At 37.8% G+C, this 26,907-nt stretch carries 28 protein-coding genes; 9 read left to right on the forward strand and 19 right to left on the reverse strand.

Going from position 1 to position 26,907, the window contains the following annotated elements; all coding sequences use genetic code 11:
- The first annotated feature begins 196 nt into the window (after positions 1-196).
- Positions 197-1,402, forward strand: a complete 1,206-nt coding sequence (locus tag AC3WJG_RS04355; protein WP_028410879.1) for an ATP-binding protein — start codon at positions 197-199, stop codon at positions 1,400-1,402.
- A 19-nt stretch (positions 1,403-1,421) separates the two neighbouring features.
- Here the strand turns inward: AC3WJG_RS04355 and AC3WJG_RS04360 are convergent, their stop codons facing one another.
- The 3 genes from AC3WJG_RS04360 to AC3WJG_RS04370 form a co-directional block, all read right to left on the reverse strand.
- On the reverse strand, positions 1,422-1,571 hold the full coding sequence (locus AC3WJG_RS04360; protein ID WP_162531885.1) for a hypothetical protein: 150 nt from the start codon (positions 1,569-1,571) through the stop codon (positions 1,422-1,424).
- Between the two features lie 133 nt (positions 1,572-1,704).
- Positions 1,705-2,190 (reverse strand): metal-dependent hydrolase, encoded by a 486-nt coding sequence (locus AC3WJG_RS04365; RefSeq protein ID WP_025750238.1) that lies wholly within the window; start codon positions 2,188-2,190, stop codon positions 1,705-1,707.
- A 116-nt stretch (positions 2,191-2,306) separates the two neighbouring features.
- On the reverse strand, positions 2,307-2,474 hold the full coding sequence (locus AC3WJG_RS04370) for a hypothetical protein (protein ID WP_014458527.1): 168 nt from the start codon (positions 2,472-2,474) through the stop codon (positions 2,307-2,309).
- 123 nt (positions 2,475-2,597) lie between these two features.
- Here AC3WJG_RS04370 and AC3WJG_RS04375 point away from each other — a divergent pair, with 123 nt between their 5' ends.
- Positions 2,598-2,840, forward strand: coding sequence for a hypothetical protein (locus AC3WJG_RS04375; RefSeq protein ID WP_028410878.1), 243 nt, complete (start codon positions 2,598-2,600; stop codon positions 2,838-2,840).
- 37 nt (positions 2,841-2,877) lie between these two features.
- Here the strand turns inward: AC3WJG_RS04375 and AC3WJG_RS04380 are convergent, their stop codons facing one another.
- The 3 genes from AC3WJG_RS04380 to gabT all read right to left on the reverse strand — a co-directional run bounded on the left by AC3WJG_RS04380 (position 2,878) and on the right by gabT (position 7,208).
- Complete coding sequence (locus AC3WJG_RS04380) at positions 2,878-4,302, reverse strand: NAD-dependent succinate-semialdehyde dehydrogenase (RefSeq protein WP_060746013.1); 1,425 nt, start codon at positions 4,300-4,302, stop codon at positions 2,878-2,880.
- 31 nt (positions 4,303-4,333) lie between these two features.
- Entirely contained in the window at positions 4,334-5,704 is a 1,371-nt protein-coding gene (locus tag AC3WJG_RS04385) for a sigma-54 interaction domain-containing protein (protein ID WP_028410876.1), read from the reverse strand.
- Between the two features lie 148 nt (positions 5,705-5,852).
- Complete coding sequence (gene gabT, locus AC3WJG_RS04390) at positions 5,853-7,208, reverse strand: 4-aminobutyrate--2-oxoglutarate transaminase (protein WP_014458523.1); 1,356 nt, start codon at positions 7,206-7,208, stop codon at positions 5,853-5,855.
- A gap of 276 nt (positions 7,209-7,484) precedes the next feature.
- On the opposite strand from gabT, the gene AC3WJG_RS04395 reads away from it, so the two are divergent.
- A complete protein-coding gene (locus tag AC3WJG_RS04395) occupies positions 7,485-7,910 on the forward strand; it encodes a DUF2621 domain-containing protein (protein ID WP_337133953.1) in 426 nt (141 codons plus the stop codon).
- 31 nt (positions 7,911-7,941) lie between these two features.
- Here AC3WJG_RS04395 and AC3WJG_RS04400 read toward each other — a convergent pair whose 3' ends face one another.
- From AC3WJG_RS04400 to AC3WJG_RS04410, 3 genes are all read right to left on the reverse strand, one after another.
- The gene (locus AC3WJG_RS04400) at positions 7,942-8,433 is read right to left on the reverse strand and encodes a CcdC family protein (RefSeq protein WP_013058766.1); all 492 of its coding nucleotides are present in this window, start codon (positions 8,431-8,433) and stop codon (positions 7,942-7,944) included.
- A 104-nt stretch (positions 8,434-8,537) separates the two neighbouring features.
- Positions 8,538-9,095 (reverse strand): DUF2179 domain-containing protein, encoded by a 558-nt coding sequence (locus AC3WJG_RS04405; RefSeq protein WP_013058767.1) that lies wholly within the window; start codon positions 9,093-9,095, stop codon positions 8,538-8,540.
- Positions 9,096-9,305: 210 nt separating this feature from the next.
- Entirely contained in the window at positions 9,306-10,013 is a 708-nt protein-coding gene (locus AC3WJG_RS04410) for a cytochrome c biogenesis CcdA family protein (protein WP_028410875.1), read from the reverse strand.
- Positions 10,014-10,152: 139 nt separating this feature from the next.
- Between AC3WJG_RS04410 and AC3WJG_RS04415 the strand changes: the two genes are divergently transcribed.
- Positions 10,153-10,329 carry an aspartyl-phosphate phosphatase Spo0E family protein gene (locus AC3WJG_RS04415; RefSeq protein ID WP_014458520.1) on the forward strand — a complete coding sequence of 59 codons (177 nt, stop codon included), beginning with the start codon at positions 10,153-10,155 and terminating at the stop codon, positions 10,327-10,329.
- A gap of 21 nt (positions 10,330-10,350) precedes the next feature.
- Here the strand turns inward: AC3WJG_RS04415 and AC3WJG_RS04420 are convergent, their stop codons facing one another.
- The 8 genes from AC3WJG_RS04420 to yneA all read right to left on the reverse strand — a co-directional run bounded on the left by AC3WJG_RS04420 (position 10,351) and on the right by yneA (position 18,418).
- A complete protein-coding gene (locus AC3WJG_RS04420; protein WP_337133952.1) occupies positions 10,351-12,156 on the reverse strand; it encodes an ABC transporter ATP-binding protein in 1,806 nt (601 codons plus the stop codon).
- Complete coding sequence (locus tag AC3WJG_RS04425) at positions 12,146-13,909, reverse strand: ABC transporter transmembrane domain-containing protein (protein WP_102813774.1); 1,764 nt, start codon at positions 13,907-13,909, stop codon at positions 12,146-12,148. The genes AC3WJG_RS04420 and AC3WJG_RS04425 overlap by 11 nt, the downstream gene beginning before the upstream one ends.
- A 90-nt stretch (positions 13,910-13,999) precedes the next feature.
- On the reverse strand, positions 14,000-14,212 hold the full coding sequence (locus tag AC3WJG_RS04430; protein WP_013058772.1) for a YneF family protein: 213 nt from the start codon (positions 14,210-14,212) through the stop codon (positions 14,000-14,002).
- A 90-nt stretch (positions 14,213-14,302) separates the two neighbouring features.
- Positions 14,303-14,743 (reverse strand): sporulation inhibitor of replication protein SirA, encoded by a 441-nt coding sequence (sirA, locus tag AC3WJG_RS04435; RefSeq protein ID WP_029320661.1) that lies wholly within the window; start codon positions 14,741-14,743, stop codon positions 14,303-14,305.
- Positions 14,744-14,892: 149 nt separating this feature from the next.
- Positions 14,893-16,899 (reverse strand): transketolase, encoded by a 2,007-nt coding sequence (gene tkt, locus AC3WJG_RS04440; protein ID WP_013058774.1) that lies wholly within the window; start codon positions 16,897-16,899, stop codon positions 14,893-14,895.
- A 167-nt stretch (positions 16,900-17,066) separates the two neighbouring features.
- Entirely contained in the window at positions 17,067-17,297 is a 231-nt protein-coding gene (locus AC3WJG_RS04445) for a DUF896 domain-containing protein (protein WP_013058775.1), read from the reverse strand.
- A gap of 69 nt (positions 17,298-17,366) precedes the next feature.
- On the reverse strand, positions 17,367-18,035 hold the full coding sequence (locus tag AC3WJG_RS04450) for a YneB family resolvase-like protein (RefSeq protein WP_028410872.1): 669 nt from the start codon (positions 18,033-18,035) through the stop codon (positions 17,367-17,369).
- Positions 18,036-18,088: 53 nt separating this feature from the next.
- The gene (gene yneA, locus AC3WJG_RS04455) at positions 18,089-18,418 is read right to left on the reverse strand and encodes a cell division suppressor protein YneA (RefSeq protein WP_337133951.1); all 330 of its coding nucleotides are present in this window, start codon (positions 18,416-18,418) and stop codon (positions 18,089-18,091) included.
- A 146-nt stretch (positions 18,419-18,564) separates the two neighbouring features.
- Between yneA and lexA the strand changes: the two genes are divergently transcribed.
- The 5 genes from lexA (at position 18,565) to AC3WJG_RS04480 (ending at position 23,948) form a co-directional block, all read left to right on the forward strand.
- Positions 18,565-19,182: a transcriptional repressor LexA gene (gene lexA / locus AC3WJG_RS04460; RefSeq protein WP_013058778.1), complete on the forward strand. Its 618-nt coding sequence runs from the start codon at positions 18,565-18,567 to the stop codon at positions 19,180-19,182.
- A 211-nt stretch (positions 19,183-19,393) separates the two neighbouring features.
- Positions 19,394-20,839, forward strand: a complete 1,446-nt coding sequence (locus AC3WJG_RS04465; protein WP_492587998.1) for a hypothetical protein — start codon at positions 19,394-19,396, stop codon at positions 20,837-20,839.
- Between the two features lie 216 nt (positions 20,840-21,055).
- Positions 21,056-22,561: an ArnT family glycosyltransferase gene (locus AC3WJG_RS04470; protein ID WP_337133950.1), complete on the forward strand. Its 1,506-nt coding sequence runs from the start codon at positions 21,056-21,058 to the stop codon at positions 22,559-22,561.
- A 20-nt stretch (positions 22,562-22,581) separates the two neighbouring features.
- Complete coding sequence (locus AC3WJG_RS04475; RefSeq protein WP_060746004.1) at positions 22,582-22,974, forward strand: GtrA family protein; 393 nt, start codon at positions 22,582-22,584, stop codon at positions 22,972-22,974.
- A complete protein-coding gene (locus AC3WJG_RS04480; protein WP_098334005.1) occupies positions 22,971-23,948 on the forward strand; it encodes a glycosyltransferase family 2 protein in 978 nt (325 codons plus the stop codon). The genes AC3WJG_RS04475 and AC3WJG_RS04480 overlap by 4 nt, the downstream gene beginning before the upstream one ends.
- Before the next feature lie 38 nt (positions 23,949-23,986).
- Here AC3WJG_RS04480 and AC3WJG_RS04485 read toward each other — a convergent pair whose 3' ends face one another.
- Positions 23,987-24,964: a cation diffusion facilitator family transporter gene (locus AC3WJG_RS04485; RefSeq protein WP_098334004.1), complete on the reverse strand. Its 978-nt coding sequence runs from the start codon at positions 24,962-24,964 to the stop codon at positions 23,987-23,989.
- 109 nt (positions 24,965-25,073) lie between these two features.
- Positions 25,074-26,900 (reverse strand): APC family permease, encoded by a 1,827-nt coding sequence (locus AC3WJG_RS04490; RefSeq protein WP_337133949.1) that lies wholly within the window; start codon positions 26,898-26,900, stop codon positions 25,074-25,076.
- Between the last annotated feature and the right edge of the window lie 7 nt (positions 26,901-26,907).

Below are 26,907 nucleotides of genomic sequence, written 5' to 3' on the forward strand. Positions count from 1 at the left end.
GTGTAAAAAATTCCCTTTCTCATCTATTTACAACTAAAAACATGTATTTGAAATCTTTTTATAGGGTTTTCAAGCCCTATTCCCCTCCATATAGCACATTTGATTTTTCATATTTTTTCCTATAATTTGAATATATAATAATGATTATATATGCTTGAGAACTCTCTCATTGCATAGATCTGATTGGAGTGATTCGATGCCCGTTTGTCCTTCTTGTAACTATAAGGAAGATTATAATTTTTGCAGAATGTGCGGCACTCAAGTTCGGCACACCTTCACGAACCAAGAAGATCAGCTTTTTTATCCATTAAAAGATCGAATCATTACGGATGATAATGAACCAAAGCATCAAGCTATTTTATCTCATACCCATGATTTAGTATGTGCTATTACTGAAGATGGCATTTATGAATACGCTTCTCCTTCTTACGCTAAAACGTTAGGCGTTTATCCTGATGAGCTTATTGGACAACATGTGCTTATCAATGCGTATCCCGAAGATAAACACATAATCTCGACTATTTTAGCTAACATGAGCAAAACAAAAGATGCTTCCACATTTGAATATCGAAAGTTTCACGTGAACGGCACAATCGTTTTATTAGAATGTAAAGGCGCTCCAATTATTACATCCACCGGAGAAATCGAAGGATTTGTATTTGTCTCACGAGACGTAACAGAAAAAAGACAAGCAGAGAAAAAGATCCGTAATTCAGAAAAACTTTCTGTCATTGGTCACCTTGCTGCAAGTATCGCACACGAGGTTAGAAATCCTTTAACAACCATTAAAGGGTTTATACAACTGTTCAGTGAGACACAGCAGCCGAAAAAAACAATGATTTATCGAGATCTCATTCAGCATGAGCTTTCACAAATTGAACATATCATCTCAGAGTTTATGAGTTTAGCTAAACAAGAGTACGTATATACAGACAACCTTGTTATTACCGACTTGTTAGATGAGGTATTAAAACAATTTGAACCGGCTACTGGAGTCAAAAACATCCACATCATTCGTCATTATCCAAAAGAACATCCCCTGCTCGTTAGTGGACAAAAAACACAGCTAACCCAAGTATTTATTCATGTTATACAAAATGCCATTGATTCGATGGAAAGCGGCGGCAAGCTGGCGGTATCGATTGAAAAATCAGCGAGAGAAACGCTGTGTATTGTGATAAAAGACAATGGATGTGGAATTGATTCAAAGCGTATCCCTCATATAGGAGAGCCTTTTTATACAACAAAAGAACGAGGAATAGGCCTAGGACTAACAATTTGCAACAAAATTATTAACGAACATAATGGTTTTTTTCATGTAGCCAGTGAAAAAAATGACGGCACAAGTATTACCATTACCCTTCCTATAAAAACGACTGAACTTTACGTAGTGGAAGTCTAAAACAAATTAGATAAATGCTCTAGTATAAATGGCTTTTTACACCACTGCTGATACCCGTACGAGGCTTCGCTTTCAGCGGGCGGCCATGAGCCTTCTCGCCGCTAGACTCCTGCGGGGTCTCATCTAGTCTGCTTTTCCCGCAGGAGTCTTCGCCTTGCCCTCCAATCAACCGCTAGAAGCAACTAAACAGATAAGACCTACGTTCACCATTCCAATAAAAAACGAACCACCGATCAAATATTTTGATCAATGGTTCGTCATTCACCTCAGCTAACATACTGTTGTCCCAGCCTCTTCTTCCTTTAAAACAGCTGAGTGTACAGCTGATACTTATAAAGCATATAGAAACTTCCTATTACTGCTAGGTAAAAGATGAGCGTCTCTGCTCCGCTACCTGTTTCATATGTTAAAGGAGGCTTAAACTTCTTCTTGCTAAGAGGTGAGAAAAAAGGTACCCCTCGTTTAGAAAAGAAATCTCCAAGAATATGAAAAGCGTATCCATAGGCTATTCCTAATGTAAAGTCGTTGTCATACATCGTATGTAAATAAAAAATAAGTCCGCTTGCAAGAATAGAATGCGTAATACCTCGGTGTCCAAAAATAGATTTAATTATTTTTGCGAGACCAAGAGATCTTCTACCAATATATGAATTTGGTTCATCAATATCAGGAAGCAGTGCTCCAATCGCGATGCCTACAACATAAGGAAATGTAAACGAAGCGTCTCCTGTTATAGCCACGCCGGCACCGGCAGCAATCGATGTTGCAATATGTGTGTGATATCTCAAATATGCCACCTTCTTTCTTTTTCAACTTAAGGCAAGCACTGTGAACAAAATCACACATATGTTCGCCCAACGTTAACTATAAGTGAAGGTGGTAAAAATGTCAAAATAATCTATGATTACGTAAGCTGCAGACCGACTAACCCAATAAGCATCACAAGAAAACTAATAAGAGTACCCTTTCCATTTTTCTTTGCTCTTCCATCTTTTTTGACAATAGAATAAATCCACGTACTCGAATACACAGCGAATCCAAGAAAACCAAATAACGTGATATATGTAAACATACCGAAACTCCTTTGCTTGTCATTACTATTAACTATACGAGATTTTATAAAAAAAACAAAGTAGTATGACGGCTTGTTTAATATCTCTTTCTTTTTCTTATACTAGGAAGAGGAGGGATGGCTATGCAACAGAAGCAGTTGGAAGATATATTCGACTTCTATGGGTTAAGTGAGGTTTATCGCGGCAATTTTGAGGATGTTGAACACCACTGGTTATTTAAAGACGTTGAGGCAACTATACTTGAAGATTTTTTTAACTCTCACGATTGCGAAGATCTTGAATGCTGTACTCTAGAAGAATTTTGTTTTTTATTCATGAATTTTCAATCAATCCATGCACAAATTCCCCACGTGTACTATTACTAAAAAAAGTGATTTCGCAGGAAAGCGAAATCACTTTTTGTTAAAAGCCTAAAGAAATATATTTTACTTCTAAATATTCTTCAATTCCGTAATGTCCGCCTTCACGTCCAAGTCCACTTTCTTTAAAGCCGCCAAACGGCGCTTGTGGTGTAGAAGGTAGTCCATCATTTAGTCCTACAATACCATATTCTAGAGCTTCAGCAATACGAATAGCTTCTGAAATATTTTCAGTAAACACGTAAGCTGCTAATCCATAAGGCGAGTTATTTGCACGGCGAATAACTTCTTCTTCTGTTTGATACGTCGCAATTGGAGCAATTGGCCCGAATGTTTCTTCGTACATACAAAGCATATCGTCCGTTGCACCATCTACAACCGTAGGTTCAACAAAAAGTCCGCTTCCTTCTTCGCGTACAGCCCCTCCAGTTAAGACGTTTCCTCCTTTTGCTACAACATCATCTAAGTGGCGCTTTACTTTTTCTAACGCTTTTTCATCGATTAGAGGTCCGATATCCGTACCTTCTTCTAAGCCGTTTCCGACTTTCAGCTGACTAACAGCCGCTGCAAACTGCTCTGCGAACGATTTAGCAACAGATTCGTGCACGTAGATGCGGTTTGTACATACGCATGTTTGACCAGCGTTACGGAATTTAGAAGCAATTGCATTTGTTACTGCTTTATCTAAATCAGCATTTGCTGTTACGATAAACGGAGCGTGTCCGCCTAATTCTAAAGACACTTTTTTAACCGTATCAGCTGCTCCGCGCATTAGCAGTTTACCTACTTCTGTAGAGCCCGTAAACGATAGTTTACGTACGCGTCCATCTTGAAGCCACGCTTCTCCAATCGCTTTTGCATCTCCCGTAACTACATTAATTACGCCTTTTGGAATACCCGCTTCCTGTGCCAGCTCTGCTAGTCGAAGAGCCGTTAGTGGCGTTTGTTCTGCCGGTTTAATAACCGCTGTACATCCTGCTGCTAAAGCTGGCGCTACTTTACGCGTAATCATAGCTGCCGGGAAGTTCCAAGGTGTAATAGCTGCCATGACTCCCACAGGCTGCTTATGAGCAAATAATCGTTTATTAGGAGAAGAAGCTGGGATTGTTTCTCCGTAAATGCGTTTTCCTTCTTCTGCGTACCATGAAACGAATCCGTTGGCATAGCCAATTTCACCTTTTGCTTCTTTAAGAGGCTTGCCTTGCTCGACTGTCATTATTTCAGCAAGTTCGTCGGTGTGTTCTTCGATCAGCTGATGCCATTTAAATAATAATTTACCGCGCTCTTCTGCTGTTTTTTTAGACCATGTTTGAAACGCTTCATAGGCAGCATCTGCTGCTAGCTTCGCTTCTTTTTCTCCACCTTTTGCAACAGTAGCCACTACTTCATTTGTTGCTGGATTTACCACTTCGTATGTATCATTTGCTGAAACAAATTCTCCGTTAATATATAAGTTTGCTTGCTTCATATTTCTTCACTCCCTGCTTAAATTTATCTACTCACTGTTCTGTGCTGTCCGAAACGTACTTTCGAATTTTACGACTCGCTTGTGATTGGCTAATACCAAGCTGTTCCGCTACTTTGTAAGACGACCTATGTTGTTCAAACGCCTTTATGACCATCTCTTTTTCCACATGTTCAATCATTTCAGGAAGCGTATGGACAGGTGGATCGATAGCAAACTCTTTTGCAAAAGGCAAATCTTTAAGCGTAATCATTTCTTCCCCTGTAACAACCAGACGCTCAATGATATTTTCCACTTCACGAACGTTTCCTTTCCATTCTTGTCCTAAAAACGCATCTAACGCCTTTGGTGATAAACGTACATTACGTTCGTATACTGTATTAAAATGGTGAAGAAACTGATAGACAAGCGGCAGAATATCTTCTTTTCGCTCTCGTAAAGGAGGAATGGTGATCGGCACTACGTTCAGCCGATAGTACAAATCACGTCTAAACTTTCCTTCTTCCACCATTTGTTCTAGATTTTGATTCGTAGCAGCAATGATTCGTACGTCTATTGATACTGCTCTTGTTGAGCCCACGGGACGAATTGTACGGTCTTGCAGCACGTGGAGCAACTTACTTTGTGCTGAAAGAGAAAGTTCACCAATCTCATCTAGAAAAAGCGTGCCTTCGTTGGAAAGCTCAATGATCCCTTTTTTGCCTTCTCGAAATGCTCCAGTGAACGTGCCGCCTTCATAGCCAAATAGCTCTGATTCAATAAGCTGTTCAGGTAGCGCTGCACAATTAAGTTCATGATACGGCTGCTGTTTTCTTGTACTAAGCTGGTGAAGCAGTTTTGCTACTCTGCTTTTTCCTACTCCTGTTTCTCCAAGTAAAAGAACGGTTGTATTTACAGAAGCAACTCGTTGAATGGTTGAAAAAACTTTTTTCATCGCTTCGCTTTTTGTCACGATGCCTTCTAAATCGACGGCTTCGTTTAACTCTTTTTTATAGTTTTCAAGCTGTTCTTCCATCTCTTCTACTTTTCGTTTTAATTCCATCAAGTCTGTGAGATCTCGTGAATAGCTAATAACGCTTTTTAAATGACCGTCGTTTGTAAATACCGGCCTTGTCCGCACATGAAGATACCTGCCGGAGTTTGTTTTTTGAACCAATTCAATCGCTTGATTGGATTCAATCACTTTTAACGTGGCCGAAGGATAAAAAATACCCATTTCCTGCAGTTCTTTTACGTGCTTTCCAATAAAATCTTCCACTTTCAAAGCATAGTTTTTTTCACACTCTGAATTTACAACTAACACATATCCATTCGCATCAGTTACAAAGATTTCATCAAATGATGACTCAAATATATCGTAAAGTTCGTCGTTAATTTGCTGAATATGCTTTTTATGAATGGTCATTTGAATCACCTTTTCGTCAAAAAATAATTATTATTTTATTTTATCAGAAAATGAAAAATCTATAAATAGAGTGTCCAAACATACCCATTCTTTGTGATTCATGAAGAATGAGTGAAGAGCCCTCTCTTCACTCATGCCTCAATTTCTCTTATACTTCAACCGTTTGCTGCACGCTTGCTTCTAGTGCTGCTTCAAAAATAGCTAAGCCTTCTTCCAGCTGCTCATCCGTAATAACAATTGGCATTAAGATACGAAGAACGTTTCCAAATACTCCTGCGCTAAGCAGTAATAATCCACGCTTGTTTGCTTCTTTTACGATACGCTGTGTAAGCTCCTTGTCCGCTTCTTTTGTTTCACGATCTTTTACAAGCTCGATAGCAGACATAGCACCTAATCCGCGAATATCACCGATACAGTCATATTTTTCTGCTAGTTTTTCAAATCGTGATGTTACTACTTTTCCAAGGTACTCACCGCGTTCGTTTAGCTTTTCTTCTTCAATGATATCAAGTACAGCTAAGGCTGCTTCACATCCAAGAGGACTTCCGCAGTACGTTCCGCCAAGCTCACCAGGATTAGATTCATCCATGATTTCAGCACGGCCAATGACACCGCTGATTGGTACGCCAGCTCCTAGTGATTTTGATACCGTAATTAAATCAGGCTCAACGTCAAAATGTTCAATACCGAAGTAGCGGCCCGTACGTGCAAATCCTGCTTGAATTTCATCTGATACAAATAAAATTCCGTGCTCTTTACATAATTGATACACTTCTTGCACAAAACGTTTACCTGGAACGATGAAGCCACCTTCACCTTGAATCGGCTCCATTACAACAGCTGCAATCGTTTCCGGTGCTACTTCTGTATTTAAGAAGTTTTTAAATTCTGTAATCATGAAATCTTCGTATGCTTCAACTGATAATCCTTGTGGACGGCGATACTCATAAGGATATGGAGCTTTGTATACTTCAGGAGCAAACGGTCCAAATTCATATTTATATGGTTTTACTTTACTTGTCATTGTCATTGTCATTAATGTACGGCCATGGAAACCGCGGTTAAAGGAAATAATTCCTTGACGCTTTGTATATTTACGAGCAATTTTCACTGCGTTTTCTACAGCTTCTGCTCCGCTATTTAAAAGTAATACCTTCTTGTCAAATTCACCAGGCGCAATTGCTGCTAATCTTTCTGCAAGCTCTACGTATGACTCATACATCATTACGTTAAATCCTGTGTGAATAAAACGGTCTACTTGTTTGTGAAGCGCTTCTTTTACTTTTGGATGACTGTGTCCTACATTGATTGTGCCAATTGCGCCTACGAAATCAATAAACGTATTGCCATCGACATCTTTAACGATCGCCCCTTCAGCCGTATCAGCAAATGTCGGAATGCCATAACTTACACCTTTCGGAATGGCACGGTGTCTTCTATCTAATAATTGCTTTGCATTTTCTCCCGGTAAATTTGTTGCTACTTTGCTAAAAGTTTGACTCATTTTTTATCTTCCTCTCATATTAAATAATTCTTCAATTAGTTTATATGCAAAAAACGTGCCAACTTTTAAAAAGCTGAAAAATAAGCATTTTTAGACAATTCTAACGATAATTCACTCATTAATGAGTCTATATAAACTTATTGATGAGTCAAAAAAGACTTTCCTCTCGCACAAAGTACAGGAATTTTATATTGCCATAAAAGGAACAAGGCTTTTATAATAAATGTATAAATATAGTAATGTCAGGATTGACCTCTTTATAAAGGAGTGAAAAATATGCTAGAGGGCTGGTTTTTATGGGTTATTTTATTTTGGGTAGTCTTTTTAATGAGCATGTTTGCTATCGGCGGATTTTTTATGTTCAGGAAGTTTTTAAAGCGCTTACCAAAAGAAGACGGCATGTCTGAGCTTGATTGGCAAGATCACTATCTTTCCAAAACCGTCCACCTTTGGTCAGCTGATCAAAAGCAGCTATTAAACGTTCTTGTTGAACCAGTACCTGAACTGTTTCGCGATGTAGCCAAACAAAAAATCGCGGGGAAAATTGGGGAACTCGCAATTGAGGAACAAGCAGCCTCTATAACGGAAGACTTAATCGTACGTGGATACATTTTAGCTACGCCTAAACGTGATCATAAATTTTTATTAAAAACATTAAAAAAACAAAAAATAGATGCCTTCCCCTATCAGCATTTATTTTAAATCAAAAAAGGTGGCTGCGTAGCCACCTTTTTTAGTTTAATATTGTTGTATTAGCAAGACGATCATTATGCAGCTTTCGTTCGAGCTTTTTGTACGATGTGTACATCGCAATGCGCCAAGGTACAATCATACCAAATGCTAAAATCCAGAACATACCGCCAAGCTGGCCAACATCAATTGAAGAACTTAAATATATTTTCATTGCAATTCGAATAATAAGCAAACCAATAATAATGAATGCAAAAGCTTTTGAACGCTTCAAGTAAATATGATCGTCACGAATTTCAAATTTAGACGTTTTAATTAACAGGATTGAGAAAATCATGCCTGCTATTAACGCCTCAAGCAGTTCTGCACCCGTTACTCGAAACATTGGAAAAATAAACATTAACGCTCCCGTACTCATAAAAAAAGGCGGAAGTATAATTTTTTTTGCATTCGTTGGTTTATCAGCAGCTTTCATTCGAACAACTAATATGAAAGAAGCCATAAAAATTGCGACAAGTGTTGAAGCAATAACCAATGAAATCCTTCCTTTACTATAGTTTAGTGTTTACTTATATTATAATCCAAAAAACATCAGAAGTAAAAGTGCAACAAAAAAACAGAAGAGGATCTCTTCTGTTTTTATTTAGTAGAGGTGATATCTGCTTTTGCTTTTTGTTTTTGTTTTTGCTTTTTCATTGCTTTTAGTAAGAACCCGCCTTTAAATTTACGCGGCTCGTATGAAATAATGAAAGCACGAGGCTCATATTCTTCAATGAATGCTAATAGCTCTTCTTCTCTACTTCTTTTTGTTAAAATGTCTAATCTATAGCGTGCACTGTCTCTTCCTTCTCCTTGGTAAACAGTAACACCAAAACCTTCCTGTCGAAGGCGGTTAATCAACTCTTCATTTTTGGTCATAAGGTTAACTAAGAATGTTGTATATCCGATAGCAAGCCTAGATTCGATATAACTTCCAAGGATAATTCCCACTCCAAACCCAACTGCATATACAACCATAGCAAGCGTGCTTTGATCTCCTGAAAATACAAGAGATAAGCCGAATACATAAATTAACGCTTCAACAAATCCAAAAACCGAGGCATACATACTCATACCTTTGACTAAAAAAATTGTGCGCAGCGTCAAGATCGGTACATAGATCAGTTGCAAAAGCAAGATTAACAAAATATCTTTCAATTTATACACCTCTTTTTAACAATTAAAAATATGACGATTTCATTGTATCACTCCGTATTTATAGAAGATATAGTAAAAATAAATTTTTTCTATATATTTTTTCACCCCATATTCTTGTATATTTCCTAAGAGCGAAAGTAACTATTTTGTCTTTTGAAAAATAAAAAGAATCTGCCAATTCTCAGATTCTTTTTGTATCATTTTCCCTTTTTAAAAGCCCGTAAACCCTCCAAATACGCTCGTTGTATAAATAATAATTTTTGTCATCCAGTCAAAATACAAAATAAATCCCATGCCAATCATTGCGTATCCGCCAACTTTCATCATGGAATTCATATGTTTTTTTAACCAGTTCATTTTCCCAATAAAAAACGTCATGATAAAAAATGGAATAGAAAATCCAAGTGAATAAGCTATCATATACAAAAGGCCAGAGCCTGGGTTTGTCGCTGCAAGCGCCATAACCGATACTAAAATAGGGCCCGTGCACGGAGTCCAGCCCGCAGCAAACGCCATGCCTATGAAAGAAGAACCTAAGAGACCAGCCGGCTTATTTGCGAATCTAAGCTTATGTTCTTGCATAAGAATGCGAGGCTTAAAAATCCCTAGTACAACTAGACCAAAGAAAATAATAAGAATAGCGCCAATCTGCCGGATTAAATCCTTATAGTTAAAAAACCACTGACCAATAAAAGACGTCGCAAAACCAATCATAATAAAAATGACAGAAAACCCAAGCAAAAAGAAAGCTGTGTGAATAAAAGCTTTTCGCTGATGTGACTTAGCTCCTTCCTTTAGCTCGCTAACTGATACTCCCGTTATGTACGATAAAAAAGCTGGGTACAAAGGCAAACAGCAAGGTGAAATAAACGATAAAAAACCTGCGCCAAATGCCAAAAACAAATTTAAATCTCCCACATTTCACACTTCCCTTTTTTGTTCTTTTTGTTCTTTTTCGTTACCATTTTGTAACCAAATTGTCTTATCTCACTTCTTTCAAATAGTACCATTATCTTGTATAATTAGGTAAACGACTTGTTAGAAGGGATACATAGCATTGGCCAAAAAAGATATTCTATTAGCGATTGAAAAGAAACGAGAAGAACTCATCCGCATAGTCCGAGTAAGTGGATTAAACTCTCCACCTGCTATTAAACATAGTCAAGAATTAGATCATTTATTAAACGTTTACAATGAATTCCCTGCTCAAACGACAGAAACAACCTCTCCATGAAGGTTGTTTCTTTTTTTGCCTTCACTCTATCAATTCTGTATAAGTCTCTTTTACTCCTGTTTCTTTGCTGAAATTCTCCTCTTTTTCACTGTGCTGAAGCTGATACATATTATAGTACAAACCGCCTTTGTTTAGCAGTTCAGTATGTGTGCCTTTTTCGACGATTTTTCCTTTATGCAGTACTAAAATACAGTCGGCGTGTTGAATAGTGGATAAACGATGAGCAATCGCAATTGTTGTACGGCCTTTTCCCATATCTCTTAACACTTCTTGAATCGCTTCTTCTGTTTCTGTATCAATGTGTGCTGTTGCTTCATCAAGAATAAGGATTTTAGGATTCCGGATGACCGTTCTTGCAAATGCTAAGAGCTGACGCTGGCCGCTTGATAAAGTGGAACCTCTTTCGACTAGCACTTCATTATACTTATTAGGAAGAGCTTCGATAAATGCATGAGCTTGCACAAATTCCGCCGCTGCTTTTACTTGTTCATCAGAAAAATGGTCTTCGTGCAGCGTAATATTTCGTTTTACGGTATCTGCAAATAAAAAGGCATCTTGAAGCACCAGCCCTACCTCATCTCGAAGCTGTTTATTTGAAAAAGACGATAGCGGTTTATTATCGATCAAAATGTCTCCTTTTTGCTGCTCATAAAAACGCATTAATAGATTAATGATGGAGCTTTTCCCGCTTCCCGTATGGCCTACTAAAGCCACTATTTCTCCTTCATTTACCGTAAACGATATATCAGAAAGTACATCTCGAACACCATCATAGGAAAACGTTACGTTTCTGAATTCTACCGTTCCTTTTTGTACCCCCTGCTTTTGTTCTCCTGTCATGACTGGATTTTTTTCTTTTTCATCCATCAAGTCAAATACCCGAGACGCTGATACCATCGCTTGCTGATACATAGAAAGACGCTGCATCATTTCATTAACAGGCTCAAAAAAACGATCCAAGTAGTTGATAAATGCGTAAAGAACACCAATTTTAACAGGACTGTCAGCTACGGAAATACCAAAATAACTGAGCACAAGAATAACGGCTAAAATGTAAAGAATTTCGACTGCCGGCCTTAGCAGCAAACCATCCAACTTAATATTGCGCATCCCCGCTTTGTAATGTTCATCATTGATTTCTTCAAATTCCGAGCGCAGCCGCTTTTCTTGACGAAATAACTGAATAATAGACATGCCTTGCAAAGACTCATGAAGCTTGGCATTTAATTGGCTTAGTTTCTCTCGAAGCTGTCCGTAGTAAATAGCGCTGAAATGCTGATAAAGCTTCATAAGTCCCCAAATGAACGGGAGAAGAACTAAACAATAAAAAGCCAGTTTCACATCTAGCATAAACATGGCTATAAAAATACCGACCAAAAACACCCCATTTTGAATAAAAACCGCGATGACTTCCACAAACATTTCTTTCATGGCTTCCGTGTCATTTGTAATTCGAGATACCAGGCTTCCTGTGGGCGTGTTGTCAAAAAAGCGAAGAGCCAGGCGATGAACATGAGAAAAAACGTCAATTCGAATCTGCTGAATAATTTGAAGCGCAATTTTTTGGAACTGCAGAAGCTGAAAGTATTGAACGACAATTTTTAAAAGCTGTAAAAGCAAATAACTGCTTGCAAGCCACACAAGAGGCTGAAGAGGCAAATACTTAGGAGTTAAATAATCGTCAATGAAAATTTTAATCAAAATGGGCCCTAATAAATCCGCAGCCGTAGCAATTAATAATAGTGTGAACGCTAAAAAAAATGAGTTTTTATGCGGAATTGTATAGCGAAACAGACGTTTATGTACCGAAGAATGCTCAATTTTCATTTTTCGTCTCTCCTTCTTCTACCGCACGTTCAAGCTGCTGTCTATCGTACATATCCTGGTACCAGCCGCTCACGCTAAGCAGTTCCTCATGAGTTCCTCGCTGAATAATTTTCCCTTTATCAAGTACAAGAATCAGGTCTGCATGAGTAACCGAGCTCAGCCGATGCGCTGTAATAATCGTTGTTCGATTTTGACGTTTCTGCTTCAGCGCTTGTAAAATACCCGCTTCCGTTTTTCCATCTACCGCTGATAGAGAGTCGTCTAAAATTAAAAGCTCAGGATCTAATAGAAGAGCTCTTGCAATCGAAATACGCTGTTTTTGTCCACCCGATAACGAAACGCCTTTTTCGCCTACTATTGTTTGATAGCCATCTGTAAAATCAAGGATGTCTCTATGTACATTGGCAACTTTAGCCGCTTCTTCAATCTCATGATTGCTTGCTTCTCTTTTTCCAAAAGCGATATTATCAGCAACTGTTGTTGAAAACAAAAAGTGATCTTGAGGAACATATCCAAGGCTTTTGTACAATGAATCAAAAGCATAGTCTTTAATATCTTTTCCTCCCCATAAAACAGCTCCGTCTCTTACATCAAATTCACGAAGCAGCAGCTTTAAAAGCGTGGTTTTCCCAGCACCCGTCTTTCCGACAATACCTAACGTTTGACCGCGAGAAAGTGTAAAATAAATTTCGTTTAACGTATATTCGTCTTCTTTACCATACGAAAACCTATGAATAACAGCTTCAATATTTCCTGTTGGCATTTCAACACTAGGATACGCTGCTTCTTCAATCGAATTTTCTTCTTTTAATAAAGAAAATACCCTGTCATATGATGCTCTTCCACGTTCCATAATGTTAAATAGCCAGCCAAATGCGAGCATCGGCCAAATAAGAAGGCCTAAATAAGTTGTAAAGGTAACAAGCTGCCCCAGTGTTAACTCTTCACTAATAACCATCTTGCTGCCAAAAATAAGAGCAAGTAAAAAAGAAAGTGCTACAATAATCGAAATGGTCGGATCAAACAATGCATCTATTCGGGCTACTTTCATGTTCTTTTGGACAACATCTGCAGACTTGATGCGAAATTCTTCGACATCAGCTGCTTCTTCCCCAAACGTCTTAATGACTTTAATCCCGCTAATGCTTTCTTGAACCTTATCATTTAAAGTAGAAAATGCTGCTTGTGCGTGATGAAACCGCGCATGAAGTAATGTACCATAGTAACTTGTTAAAACGGCCATAAGCGGCATAGGAATAAGGCAAATAAGCGTTAATTTCCAGCTGATTGTGAGGGCCATTGTGCATAGAACAAGCCCTCCTGTGACAATGGAATCCACGAGTGTCAAAACGCCCGAACCTGCAGTTTGTTGAATAGCTTGAATATCGTTTGTTGCATGGGCCATCAAATCCCCAATTCGCCGCCTTTGATAAAAGGCCTGATTCATCTTGGTAAAATGAGTGTAGAGGGTATTTCTCAGCTGCTTGGCTAGTTTAACAGATGAACCAAATATCATAATACGCCATATGTATCTTGTGAAATAGGCCACAACAGCAGCTCCTAGCAAAATGCCAACCATCTGCATTAAGCGCTTTCCATTCAGCGTCCCTTCTTTAATGCCATCTACCGTTAAACCAATAATTTTAGGCGGGAGAAGTTCTAATGCTGCGACAATAATGAGCAGCGCTACCCCCGTTATGTAAGACTTTTTTTCCTGTTTGAAAAACCACCATAACTCTCGAAAAATTTTCATCGTATCCCCCTAGCCCCACAACCATTTTCTTATCTCTATCATAAAACAAAAGACACCCTTCTGAATAGAGAGTGTCTGTCCAATTAACCATTATTTAATTTGGCCGTTCATTGCTTTCATCATTTGGTTAATTTTTTTCTGCGATGGTTTCATGCCCATTTGCATCATCATCATTTTTAACATTTGTTCATTAATTGGTGGATTTTTCTTCAGATAGCTCATCATATATTTACGAGCAATGAAAAATCCTAGCGCTATCCCAACAATTAATGCTAGAACACCAACTAGAATATACATTCCCATGGTATTACTTCCTCCTTCGTGTTGTCTAACTTACAGTGTACTAGACCATACGCTATTATACAATATTTCCGTTCCAATTTCCTTAAATAATTACACAAATTTTCTTGTTTTCACAGGCCTCAGCCAGCCGTATTCATCCGTTCCATAATTCACTGCTAAAAAACAAGGATCTAGCTTGCGTAATACTTCAAAAAAAGCTGTCTCAGCATCAACATTGCCATCTCCTTCAATTGTTATACAGCGATTTGTTAATTTTATAGATGCTCGACTTTTTTTGTGAGGATATTCCAGCACAAACGTCTCTTGATGAGTAAAAAAATGAGGATAATGAGAAAACGCCTGAAGCAATTCTCGTTGAATAAATGAAATGGGCAGTTGACGAGTAATGTAATGAACTTGTTTTTGTAAGTGCGTTTCCTTCAAGTGACGTTTCATTCTATATTCAATCAGCAGCTGATAAATGAGCTTTTCTCTTCGAAAATAGGATGATGCAACTTCTTCCTCCATTAAATATACTTCATACGTTCTCACGATTCATCCTCCCTTTCGGCTCGTTCTTTTTTGTACCATTATACCGAATGGTGTACGCAATGCTTGTCTATCGATGAAAAAATTCCTTTGTTTTTTTGTCGAAAAAAAAGAGCAGACCACAGGAGTCTGCTCTTTCTTATGAAAAAGAATTATGCATTAAGCAAGCTTTTCACTTTTGCTACTACATTTTCAACTGTAAAACCAAATTCTTTCATGATTGTTTCACCAGGAGCAGATGCACCGAAGTGATTAATACCAAGAACTTGTCCCTCGTCTCCAACATAGCGTTCCCAGCCAAGTGTAGAAGCCATTTCAATACCTAAACGTTTTTTCACTGATTTAGGGATAACACTTTCTTTGTACTCAGCAGATTGCTCTTCGAAACGATCCCATGCAGGCATACTTACTACAGATACGTCAATGCCTTCTGCAGCTAATGCTTTTTGTGCTTCTACTGCTAGGCTTACTTCAGAGCCTGTTGCAAGTATTAATGCATCCGCTTGGTCTTTACCAGCTTTAGATACAACGTACGCACCTTTAGACACGCCTTCGTATGCATTTTCTTTTGTACCTTCAAGCGTTGGCAAGTTTTGACGAGTCAATACAAGCGCCGTTGGGCGGTCAGTTGACTCTAATGCTAAGCGCCATGCAGCAGCTGTTTCATTTGCATCTGCAGGACGAACCACTGAAAGACCTGGCATTGCACGAAGTGATGGCAATTGTTCAATTGGCTCATGTGTTGGGCCGTCTTCTCCAACTGCGATACTATCATGTGTGAATACATATGTTACAGGAAGCTTCATTAAAGCTGCTAAGCGAATTGCTGGGCGAAGATAATCAGAGAATACAAAGAATGTTCCTCCAAATACTTTTACACCGCCGTGTAGAGCCATACCGTTTAATGCAGCTCCCATTGCAAATTCACGTACACCGAACCAGATATTACGTCCGCTGTAATCAGCTGCAGTGAAGTCTTCTGAACCTTTAATCATTGTTTTATTTGAGCCAGCTAAGTCAGCTGAACCGCCGAAGAATTGAGGTACAGCTTGTGCTACTGCGTTTAATACTTCTCCAGAAGAAGCACGGCTAGCTAAGCTTGAACCCGTTTCGTATGCTGGAAGCGTTTCTTCCCAGCCTTCCGGTAACTTTCCTTCTACTGCTAGTTCAAATTGACGACCTAGTTCAGGATATTTTTCTTTATACTGTGCAAATACATCGTTCCATTCGTTTTCTTTCTTTTGGCCATCTTCAGCAATTGTAGCTTTGAAGTGAGCATACACTTCTTCTGGCACATAGAAATCTTCTTCAAATGTCCATGCATAAGCTTCTTTTGTTAATTTTGTTTCATCGGAACCTAATGGAGAACCGTGCACGCCAGAAGTACCCGCGTGGTTTGGAGAACCAAATCCGATTGTTGTTTTTACTTCAATTAGCGTTGGGCGTGTTAAATCGCCTTTTGCTTCTTCAATTGCGTTTGCAATCGCTGTCAAGTCATTGCCGTCTTCAACGCGGATTACTTGCCATCCGTAAGCTTTGAAACGATCTTCTACGTTCTCAGAGAACGAGCGATCTAAATCTCCGTCTAAAGAAATATCATTTGAATCGTATAAAACAACTAAACGTCCTAATTTTAAGTGTGCCGCTAATGAAGCTGCTTCAGCAGATACACCTTCCATTAAGTCTCCGTCACCACAGATACCATACGTAAAGTGGTCTACAATTTCTAAACCTTCTTTGTTGTATGTTTCAGCTAAATGACGTTCTGCCATTGCTTTACCAACAGCCATTGCAATACCTTGTCCTAGTGGACCAGTTGTTGCATCAACACCTGCTGTATGACCGAACTCTGGATGACCTGGTGTTTTACTTCCCCATTGACGGAAGTTTTTAAGGTCTTCAATTGATAAGTCATATCCAGCTAAATGAAGCAAGCTGTATAATAGTGCCGATCCGTGTCCTGCTGATAATACAAAGCGGTCACGGTTGAACCAGTTTGGATTCTTTGGATTGATGTTCATAAATTTTGTCCACAATGTATATGCCATTGGAGCAGCTCCCATTGGCATACCTGGGTGACCTGAATTTGCTTTTTCAATCGCATCGATTGATAAAGTACGAATTGTTGCAATCGAAAGATCTTCAATACGTTGTGTCATACTCTTCATTCCTTTCAAAACTATGTACATATGTTATCATACTAATGATTTGCTTATTTGTACAATACTTGAACCAAAAAAATTTCCACTTTTACAGTTTTTGTGCCCCTTATTAAAAATATACAAAAAACTAGAGGGAACACTCCCTCTAGTTTTACTAGAACGTCTTAGTGAAGACGCTTCTTTTTACTCTCTTTTAACTTCTTAGGCGTAACATCTTTACCTTCTTCGTCTACAACTTTAATCGTATGAAGGTGATTTGTCATAGATTGTCGGAAAACTTTTAAATATTCCTGACGTAGCTCTTGCTGTTCTTTCGCTTCAGATTCTGTCAGACCTTCAGCCTTTGCCTTTTTTGAAAGAGCATTAATACGAGCAAGTTTATCTTTTGATAGCATATAAAACCTATCTCCTTATAATCAATAATTAAAATTACCGAACCGCTTCGGCAACATGTAGTCATCTTACTAAATCTCTTTCGTTTTATCAAGAGATTGAGCACTCTCTTGGTACTCTTGATAGCGGCGATGTACCGTCGCTTTTGAAATATTATAGCCAAAACCTTTTAGCGTAACTGAAATTTCAGCAAAGGTTAAGCCGTTATGACGAAGGCGGACAATTTCTTCAATAGGCGCTTCTTTTTTTTCCCTTCCCGAGTTAACTCCTTGATTTTTTAAATTTTTCTGCGGACGATAACCGTTTTCTACGGCTCTTTTCATTCCTCTTCTAATTTTAGCATTATGTAATTTCCGCTGATGCTCTTCCACTAAGCTAATAATATCTAACACCATTGAATCAGATTCTGAAAGCTGAAGCTGACCTTGATGACTAATCGTATAGATGGTAGCATTTTCTTTATGAAAAGCATGAAGCAGCGCAATTCGGGCATTTCCTCTGCCTAATCGTGTTTCGTCTTGAATAAGCAGCACAGAGATCTTCTCTTCTTTCATTGTATGAAGAACATCCAAAATACCCTCTCTGTCTACGTCATATCCGCTTGCTTTTTCCATCACGACTTTTTTTACGTCTAGATGGTGAAGACCAGCAAGTTTTTTTAATTCTTCTTGCTGGCGCTGTAAAGATGTTTCTTGGGTTTTTTTATCCGTACTGACACGGCAATAAATAATGGCGTCCACTTTTATCACGACCTTTTCGGCTTCTAACAATATTCAGGAACGGCCGTTACACACTACTGTTCAATTGCCACTTGATTATGTAACTTTTGTTTTAAAACAGGAATATATAATTTATCTCCAGGAGATAAAGACTGGGCAGTGTCTGAGTTTAAATCATTGACGTCTTCAACCCATTTGACAAATTCATTGGTGGTCAAATGATGGTGATTATGATACTTGTTGGACAAGTCCCAAAGCGTATCTCCTTTTGTAATAGTAACCGTTGAATATTTGTCTAAATCTACTTTATCCGCTCCTAAAACCAGCGTCAATACATATGTAAGTGCAGCGATTGCTGCAAAAAAAATAGCGTAATGTTTCATAGAATGTAAGAATTGTTGCATATTATGATCCCCCTATCAGAATATATGTTCTTATTTTATTGAGAACATTTGTTTCTGTCAATGGAATTCTTCGAACTTATGTTTGTATATTGACACATCACGTGGTATAATTCACCTAAAGAATAGCTAAAATCGAGGTGAAAAATATGAAGCTATCAAAACGTCAACAAGACATACTAGATTTTATTAAGCACGAAGTAAAATTAAAAGGTTATCCGCCTTCTGTTCGCGAGATTGGGGAAGCGGTAGGATTAGCCTCTAGCTCCACTGTACACGGGCATTTAGCTCGTTTAGAAAGCAAAGGGTTAATTCGCAGAGATCCAACAAAACCAAGAGCAATCGAAGTTCTTCAACTAGATGAAGTAAACATCCCTAAAAGCAATGTCATTAATGTTCCTGTTATCGGTAAAGTAACAGCGGGTCTTCCTATAACAGCCGTTGAAAATGTGGAAGAATATTTCCCTCTTCCAGATAAATTCGTTTCTCCAGATGATCATGTATTTATGCTTGAAATTATGGGAGAAAGTATGATTGAAGCAGGTATTCTAGATGGCGATATGGTAATCGTACGTCAGCAGCAAACAGCTAATAATGGAGATATTGTGGTCGCTATGACCGAGGACAACGAAGCAACGGTAAAACGTTTCTTTAAAGAAGAAAATTTCGTTCGTTTACAGCCTGAAAATTCAACGATGGCGCCTATTATTCTTCGCCACGTAACGATTTTAGGAAAAGTAACTGGTGTATATCGCACGATTCACTAATCAGACACTGTATGTAAAACCAACTAATCATGATGTTAGTTGGTTTTTTTACGTTTGTTTTCTAAAAAAATTGGCATATTATAAATGATACGTTGAATCACCGCAGGCAGGTAGAACGGTTTTTGTAAAGCTTGTTTCACCTTTTACTTTCTATCTGCAGTTCCTCGACTCTTACAAGGAAATACAACCGACCATAAGAAGGATGTAGTTTATGACCAATACACCAAGGAAAACAGAACCATTTCAAACCATTGTACCTACCAAAGCAATGAACATGTTTCTTTTTCCTTTTTCCTTTGACCGAAGAAATAAAGAGCAGCTTGTTCATGCACTAAAAGAAAATTTGTTCGAATTTTTTTCCATTCAAAAAAAACATTTAGAAAAAGAATACTACGGAGAACAGTATTACGTATCTCATGATAGCCTGGATCAATATTTTCTTCCTTACATTGAATGCATTCTATTCCCTGACTCGTGCGAAAAAGAAGGGTTGCTTCGATTTTCCAAAAAAATAGACCATACTATTACGTTACACACTTCCTCCACCACCGTGTCTAGCAACGTGCTGTCTGTGGATGTTTTTTTATGTCCTTTTGAAATTGGCGTCATGACCATTCGCACTGAGATGAGCCATAATCATTACACCTATGATGATATTTTAGAATTCATGAATCATTTTCGTGTACTAGAACCGAAGCTTGCTGAAGAGCATGGATCCACCATTACCTATGAACATCATCGCTATAGCAAAGTGCAAGATTATATTTTTTCACAGCTTGCGCCATTTTTGAACGAACACATCAAGAAAGAAGCCACGCGTGAACAGCACGTTGGGAGCCTTCCTTATTTTATCGATGAACGGATGTTTGTGTTAAGTTATGTAACGGTAAATCAAGAGCAAGAAATTAATTCCACAACTTTATTTCGTACTGGGCAGCTAAATAGCTATACGCCTGACGGGAAAGCGTTTATTTCTGCACACAATCATGAGTATATTAAAACGTATAATACTAAACACGTGTATGAAAGGTGGGCTCCTGAAACCTATTACGTCATAACAGACCATGTGTTTTCGTGTATTTCTAAATCGACAGACTCTAAAACGGATCAGCTTTTGATGAATCATCTATTTGGCCAGCATTACTATAATTTATTTTTACATTTTTTCTATAAAATCGTGTTGCTAAAATTATCTTATGAATATTCGCAGCTCACGTTTCATAAAAATTCAGAGGGTATTGAACGACTAATCCGCTCTATTACCGTGTTTTCAGGTAAATATTTATTTTTAGAAATTAGCTCTCGCACAGAAGGTCAAGAGTTTTCTGAGCTCTTTAAAAAAATCTTCCACATCAATTCTCTTTATCAAGAAGTCAAAGAAACCCTTGGTACTTTGTACCAAAATCAAGAGAAAATCGCAGCCAAACGTCACAATTACTTATTATTAATTTTAACGATTTATACGGTTCTTTCCGGTATTTACGGAATGAATTTAGTTATTAGCAAACTAAAGGGAAACATCAATTGGGATAGCATGAAGCAGTTTTCTATCTTTGAATATATCGCTTTAATAGTAGCTCTGTCAGGAATTCTGATCAGCATTAGTCTCGGAGTGAGTTCCCTATGGAATTTATTAAAAGATCGGTTTAAAACATAAAAGCTGTTCGCATACGTATGGATGCAAACAGCTTTTTCTATTACAAAATCGTTTTCCTACTCGGCTTACCCTTTTATCAAACGTTATGCCGCTGTCGTAATTTCAGAACAATCTAACATTATACTCTATAAGAAAAATATATACAAAATAATAAAATATGGTATCATAGGGTAGGAATTTTGTACCTTATCTTTGAAATAATTTGCAGGAGGTAATATGCTTAACTCATTTTTATCCAAAAGCCTGATCTTTTTATGTGTCATTATTCTTACATGGTCTCTATGGGGCAGTTATAATGCGATGACAAATTCATTGGAATTAAAGGGCTTGGCTTTAAGTAATTCATTTATTATTGAAGGAATCTTTATCACTTTCCTTGTCATTTTTCTAATAGCTATTGCAAGTAGATACATGAACAAAACTGTTTTTTTTATTTCACTGATCGTTTTGACCTTAGGTATTCGACTAGCATGGATGCTTTCTGTTCAAACGCCTGTAAAATCTGACTTTCTTGTCATGTTAGATGCCGCGCGTAATATCGCAAAAGGAAATTATGAATTTAACCAAAGCGTTTATTTTACTACATGGGTATATCAGCTAGGCTTTTCATTCTATGAATCTGTTATTATTCGCTGTTTTGGAGATAATATTTTCATATTAAAATTGTTAAATATTTTTTATTCCACTGGAACCGTTATTTTTATTTATTTAATTGGCGCGAAAGTATTTAACGAACTTGCTGGGAGAATGGCAGCTTTTCTATATGCGTTCTACATTCCGAACATTCTCTATAGCTCAGTGTTAACTAATCAGCATTTAGCTACTTTTTTATTTTATGCAGCTTTTTACCTTATTATAAAAAGATTTGCTCATAACAAGTTTAGCTGGCTTTATATTGGCCTTCTATTGTCGTTAGGAAATTTAATGCGTCCTCTAGGACCCATTATTATCGTCGCTGTTTTCATTTATTTCATCTTGCAAATTCTTCAACCTTACATTAAAACGAAGAATGCTGCTGAGTTAAAAGCTCGTCGAAAGAAAATAGGAAAAAACCTCGTAGGCATACTGGTTACTTTTTTTATTGCAAATGCGCTGATCAACTATTCTTTTGTAGCTAGCGGCATTTCTAAATATCCTTTAAGTAACAGAGATCCTTTATGGAAATTCGTCATTGGCTTTAATTACGAAACAAGCGGTTCCTATTCTTCAGAGGATGCTAGTCGTTTTATGGGTATGCCAATTGGAGAAAAACGAGCTGAAGCAGAAAAAGAGGTAATTAAAGAACGGGTAGCAGATAAAGAGCAGCTTTTAGATCTCTTTCACATTAAATTCCTAAATATGTGGGGAGGAACGGATGCATCTACATTTTGGAGCATTTCATTAACTCCTCAAGAAGATGTACCTTTTAATAAAGAGAAATTAATTAGTGCTGCTCAAAGTTATGAAAGAATCATTTACGTTTCAACTACTATTCTTTCCATTATTGGCCTTATATGTTTATTCGTGAGGAAGCAGGATAAATATCCATATACACTGTTTTTATTACTAATCATAGGATACGTTCTTATTCACTTGCTTATTGAAATTCAAACTCGCTATCGATTCTTTATTTTTCCAAGCTTTATGCTGCTCGAAGGATTTGGTATTTCAGTGATTCTATCCTATTTAATAGTACGATTTACTAAAAATAAGCCCAAGACAAAATGTGAAGAGATAAATTAAATGGAAGGGATTATACAACCGTGATAAAATTCCTGAAATTCGGTTTTGTAGGTATAATGAATACCCTGCTCACTATTATCAGTTACTTAGCACTCATTCATTTTGATATGAATTATATATTGGCTAACGTACTATCTTATTTTATTGGCGTTATAAACAGCTACTATTGGAACAAATCGTGGGTGTTTCAAGCAACTGTACATAAATGGATGTTAGCTCAATTTTTCATCGTAAACCTTATTACTTTAGCAATTAATACAAGCTGCTTATTCCTTCTTGTACACTATACACCTGCTAATCCAATAATCGGACAACTGTTGTCTACTTGTATAGGAATGTTTATCAATTTTTTCCTTAATAAAATATGGACGTTTAAGCACACAAACCATCGCTCGATAGGAGGTAAAGCATGAAAGAACTAATTTCAATCGTGGTACCTATGTATTTTGAAGAAGAAGTAGCTAATGAATGCTACAATCGCTTGCTTTCGGTCATGCATAAAAACCACATTAACTATGAATTCATTTTCGTCAATGACGGCAGCACCGACCGAACAATTGAAATCTTGAAAGACGTAGCGGCTATGGATTCTAACGTAAAAGTTATTGATTTTGCTCGTAATTTCGGGCACCAAACTGCCGTAACAGCAGGCATTGATTATGCTCAGGGTGATGCTATCGTTATTATTGATGCGGACTTACAAGATCCGCCGGAAATGATTCCCGAATTAATTGCTAAATGGCAGCAAGGCTATGAAATTGTATATGCAAAGCGCAAGAAACGAAGCGGAGAGACCTTTTTTAAATTAGCCACGGCTAAATATTTTTATCGCTTTTTAAATTATATGTCCGATATCGAAATCCCTAAAGACACGGGAGATTTTCGTATTATCGACCGAAAAGTAGCGGATGTATTCAAAAAAATGACTGAACGCAATCGTTTTGTACGAGGAATGATGTCTTGGATTGGCTTCAGGCAAACATATGTAGAATATGAGCGTGATGAACGCTTTGCTGGTGAAACAAAATATCCTTTAAAAAAGATGATCAAGTTTGCTTCAGATGGAATTATTGGGTTTTCAACGAAGCCTTTGCGTCTAGTAATGGTTATTGGCTTATTATCGGTTTTTGTATCATTTTTAGTGTTAAGTTATTCGATTGTTGTTTGGCTGATAGGTAAAAATATTCAGCCTGGCTGGACTTCTATTATGGTAGCTATCACCTTCTTTAGCGGTATTCAGCTACTTGGTTTAGGTCTAGTCGGACAATACATCGCAAGAATTTACGATGAAAGTAAAAATAGACCTATTTACGTTGTACGTGAAACCATTAACTTCTCGAAAGCTTCAACAGATTCTCCAAACGTACGTGAAAAAGTATATAGCTAAAAAAACAAGGAAGAAAACAGTTGTTTTCTTCCTTGTTTTTATTCTTTTTGAAGCTGTAAATCACTTGGCGCCCAGTCCGGAATTCCATTATCTTCATCAAATTCAATAATGACATCCGTTACTCCTTTTTCCTGTAAAATACGATTTTCCAGACGATCTTTAATATCATCAGCTTCTGCCACTGTTAAAGAAGGATCAATTTCTACTTTTAATTCAACGTGAAGCTCTTCCCCTTCTTTCATCACCATTAACGTTTGAATATCACGCACTTGTACATCTTGCATTACAATCGAGCCAATTTTTATTTCCATTTCTTTATCTGCTTCACCAAGGGCTCCCGCAGCATTATCTAAAAATACTCGTCCTACTACAAAAAACATCATAAGCCCAATTAAAATAGAAGCAATTCCTTCAGCTTGGTGAAAAGGTGTAAACCGTGAAATGAAAACGGCTATTAACGCCAATACGCCTCCTCCAGTAGCTACCAGATCTTCCATAAAGACCAGCTTGGTTGCTGGCTTTGCTTTCTTTAAATGAACAAAGCTGTGCGTAAAAACATTGACCTCTGCGGTATTCATTCCGACATCGTGCAAAATTTCTTTCATTGCCTTAAATAAGACAAACATCTCAAGCAATACCGAGATGCCAAGTACTGCAATATTTAAAATAAAGCCTGAAGACTTCGTTGGATGAAGAATATGGTGATATCCTTCTTTAATCGTTTCAAACGCCATAATCCCTACTACAAGAACCGCTCCTAATAGAACAAGATTAACCAATCGGCCGAAACCATTTGGAAATCGTTTGGTCGGGGCTTTTTTACTTAATGCCGAACCTATAAAGACAAAAAACTGATTAGCTGCATCTCCTAAGCTGTGCATCGTTTCAGCAAACATTGCTACATTCCCTGTTAAAGCGAATGCAACCCCTTTAATAATGGAAATAATGGTATTCACTATAGCGGCCATGATGGCCGATTTATTTCCCTTTCGCAACAATTTAATTAATTCACTCATACAATCCCTCCGTTTGCGCCTTTGATGAGATTCGATTACGGTTAGTGTATGTGAATTTAAAAATTAAAAACCTCCAACATCTAAGTTGGAGGTTTTTAGTCATGTTTCATTATTTTTTAAAACGATACGGTACAGTTGTAACGATTACGTTTTTACGGTAAAGCAAATGTGCTTTTAACAGTAGGCTGGACTGATTGTGAAGGATATTTTGCCAGCTTTTTTTCGTAATGAATTGCGGAATAACGACCGTAATAGCCATATTGTTTTCCCGCGCTTTTTCCTCAGCCATATCGATGAATCGAAACAGCGGCCGCACTAAGCTGCGGTATTGAGAATGAAACGTAACAATACGAATATCGGGCTGCCACTTCTCCCACTTCTCTTCCATTCTCTTTTCGCTTTCTCGATCAAAGGCCACATGCACTGCAATAACGGTATCACCAATCGTTCTTGCATAATTTAATGAATTTTCTACTACCTTTGTCATTCCTGCTACAGGAACAATGACCACACTTCCTTCAAGCTTTCCAATCTTTTCTCCTTGCTTAATGCGAAGCTGTTCTCCTACCGCTTCATAATGCGTATGAATGCGATGAAAAATATAGACAATAACCGGCAAGAAAATGAGCACGGACCATACTTGTGAAAACTTCGTTGTAAACAAAATGATTAGCACCGTTAAAGTAATGAGGGCACCAATTAAGTTAATGGTTAGCTTCCCTTGCCAGCCGGCCGGCTTTTCTCTAAGCCATTTGACAATCATTCCTGTTTGAGAAAGCGTAAATGGAATAAACACCCCGACTGCATAAAGAGGAATTAATTGTTCAGTCGCTCCTTTAAAAGCTACGATTAAGACAATAGAAGCAATTCCAAGGGTCACAATTCCATTTGAATAGCCTAGTCGATCGCCACGAATTTGAAACATTCTTGGCATGTATTTATCAGACGATAAGTTGACAGCCAGCAAAGGGAAAGCAGAAAAGCCCGTGTTCGCCGCTAGCACTAGAATTAGAGCTGTTGTGCCTTGAATAAAATAATAAAATCCATTTCGTCCAAACACACTCGATGCAATTTGTGATACAACCGTTTCATCTGCTTTTGGAGAAATGCCAAGCCAATAAGCTAAAAACGTGATGCCAGAAAATAAAACGGCTAAAATACCGCCCATCAGCATTAGTGTATGAACAGCATTTTTTGCACCTGGCTCTTTGAAGTTAGGCACTGCATTTGAAATGGCTTCTACACCAGTCAATGCCGAACAGCCTGACGAAAAAGCTTTTAATAATAAAAACAAACTAATACCTGGCACTACTGTACCGAGAGAGGGATGAAGCTCAGGTGAAACTTGACCTGTCGCTATTTTAAACAAGCCTACCGCTATTAACAAAATAAGACCAATAACAAATAAATAAACCGGATAAGCTAATACAGAAGCGGATTCTGTTACCCCGCGTAAATTTAAGACTGTAATAAAAATCACCAGCAAACACGCAATTACTACATTGTAATGATGCAGCGTTGGAAAAGCCGAAGTTAAAGCATCGGTTCCTGCTGAAACACTCACAGCAACTGTTAAAATATAATCCACCAACAGTGATCCTCCAGCGATAAGCCCAGGATTTTCTCCTAAATTGGTTTTGGAAACAACATAAGCTCCTCCGCCTTGCGGATACGCATAAATAATTTGACGGTATGAAAGAATTAAAGCCGTCAGCAGCACCAATACCCCAATCGCAATTGGAATTGAATACCAATAAGCAAGGACGCCTACTGTTGCAAGTACAATCAAAATTTGTTCTGTTCCATAAGCTACTGAAGATAAAGCATCTGATGATAAAATAGCCAGTGCTTTAAGCTTACTAAGCTTTTGATCGCCTAACTCTTTTGTTTTGAGCGGCTTTCCAATCAATAATCTTTTGAGAACTGAATAGTTCACGTAATTT

The sequence above is a fragment of the Priestia sp. FW507-14D1A genome, from assembly GCF_058781295.1.

Bases quoted from the DNA above. Each gene is read 5' to 3' on its own strand.
- AC3WJG_RS04485 (WP_098334004.1), bottom strand. From the start codon at position 24,964: ATGAGTGAATTAATTAAATTGTTGCGAAAGGGAAATAAATCGGCCATC.
- AC3WJG_RS04470 (WP_337133950.1), top strand. From the start codon at position 21,056: ATGCTTAACTCATTTTTATCCAAAAGCCTGATCTTTTTATGTGTCATT.
- AC3WJG_RS04370 (WP_014458527.1), bottom strand. From the start codon at position 2,474: ATGTTTACATATATCACGTTATTTGGTTTTCTTGGATTCGCTGTGTAT.
- lexA (WP_013058778.1), top strand. From the start codon at position 18,565: ATGAAGCTATCAAAACGTCAACAAGACATACTAGATTTTATTAAGCAC.
- AC3WJG_RS04380 (WP_060746013.1), bottom strand. From the start codon at position 4,302: ATGAAGCAAGCAAACTTATATATTAACGGAGAATTTGTTTCAGCAAAT.
- AC3WJG_RS04375 (WP_028410878.1), top strand. From the start codon at position 2,598: ATGCAACAGAAGCAGTTGGAAGATATATTCGACTTCTATGGGTTAAGT.
- AC3WJG_RS04430 (WP_013058772.1), bottom strand. From the start codon at position 14,212: ATGGGAATGTATATTCTAGTTGGTGTTCTAGCATTAATTGTTGGGATA.
- AC3WJG_RS04420 (WP_337133952.1), bottom strand. From the start codon at position 12,156: ATGAAAATTGAGCATTCTTCGGTACATAAACGTCTGTTTCGCTATACA.
- AC3WJG_RS04355 (WP_028410879.1), top strand. From the start codon at position 197: ATGCCCGTTTGTCCTTCTTGTAACTATAAGGAAGATTATAATTTTTGC.
- AC3WJG_RS04445 (WP_013058775.1), bottom strand. From the start codon at position 17,297: ATGCTATCAAAAGATAAACTTGCTCGTATTAATGCTCTTTCAAAAAAG.
- AC3WJG_RS04465 (WP_492587998.1), top strand. From the start codon at position 19,394: ATGACCAATACACCAAGGAAAACAGAACCATTTCAAACCATTGTACCT.
- gabT (WP_014458523.1), bottom strand. From the start codon at position 7,208: ATGAGTCAAACTTTTAGCAAAGTAGCAACAAATTTACCGGGAGAAAAT.
- AC3WJG_RS04395 (WP_337133953.1), top strand. From the start codon at position 7,485: ATGCTAGAGGGCTGGTTTTTATGGGTTATTTTATTTTGGGTAGTCTTT.
- AC3WJG_RS04480 (WP_098334005.1), top strand. From the start codon at position 22,971: ATGAAAGAACTAATTTCAATCGTGGTACCTATGTATTTTGAAGAAGAA.
- AC3WJG_RS04425 (WP_102813774.1), bottom strand. From the start codon at position 13,909: ATGAAAATTTTTCGAGAGTTATGGTGGTTTTTCAAACAGGAAAAAAAG.
- AC3WJG_RS04385 (WP_028410876.1), bottom strand. From the start codon at position 5,704: ATGACCATTCATAAAAAGCATATTCAGCAAATTAACGACGAACTTTAC.
- yneA (WP_337133951.1), bottom strand. From the start codon at position 18,418: ATGCAACAATTCTTACATTCTATGAAACATTACGCTATTTTTTTTGCA.
- tkt (WP_013058774.1), bottom strand. From the start codon at position 16,899: ATGACACAACGTATTGAAGATCTTTCGATTGCAACAATTCGTACTTTA.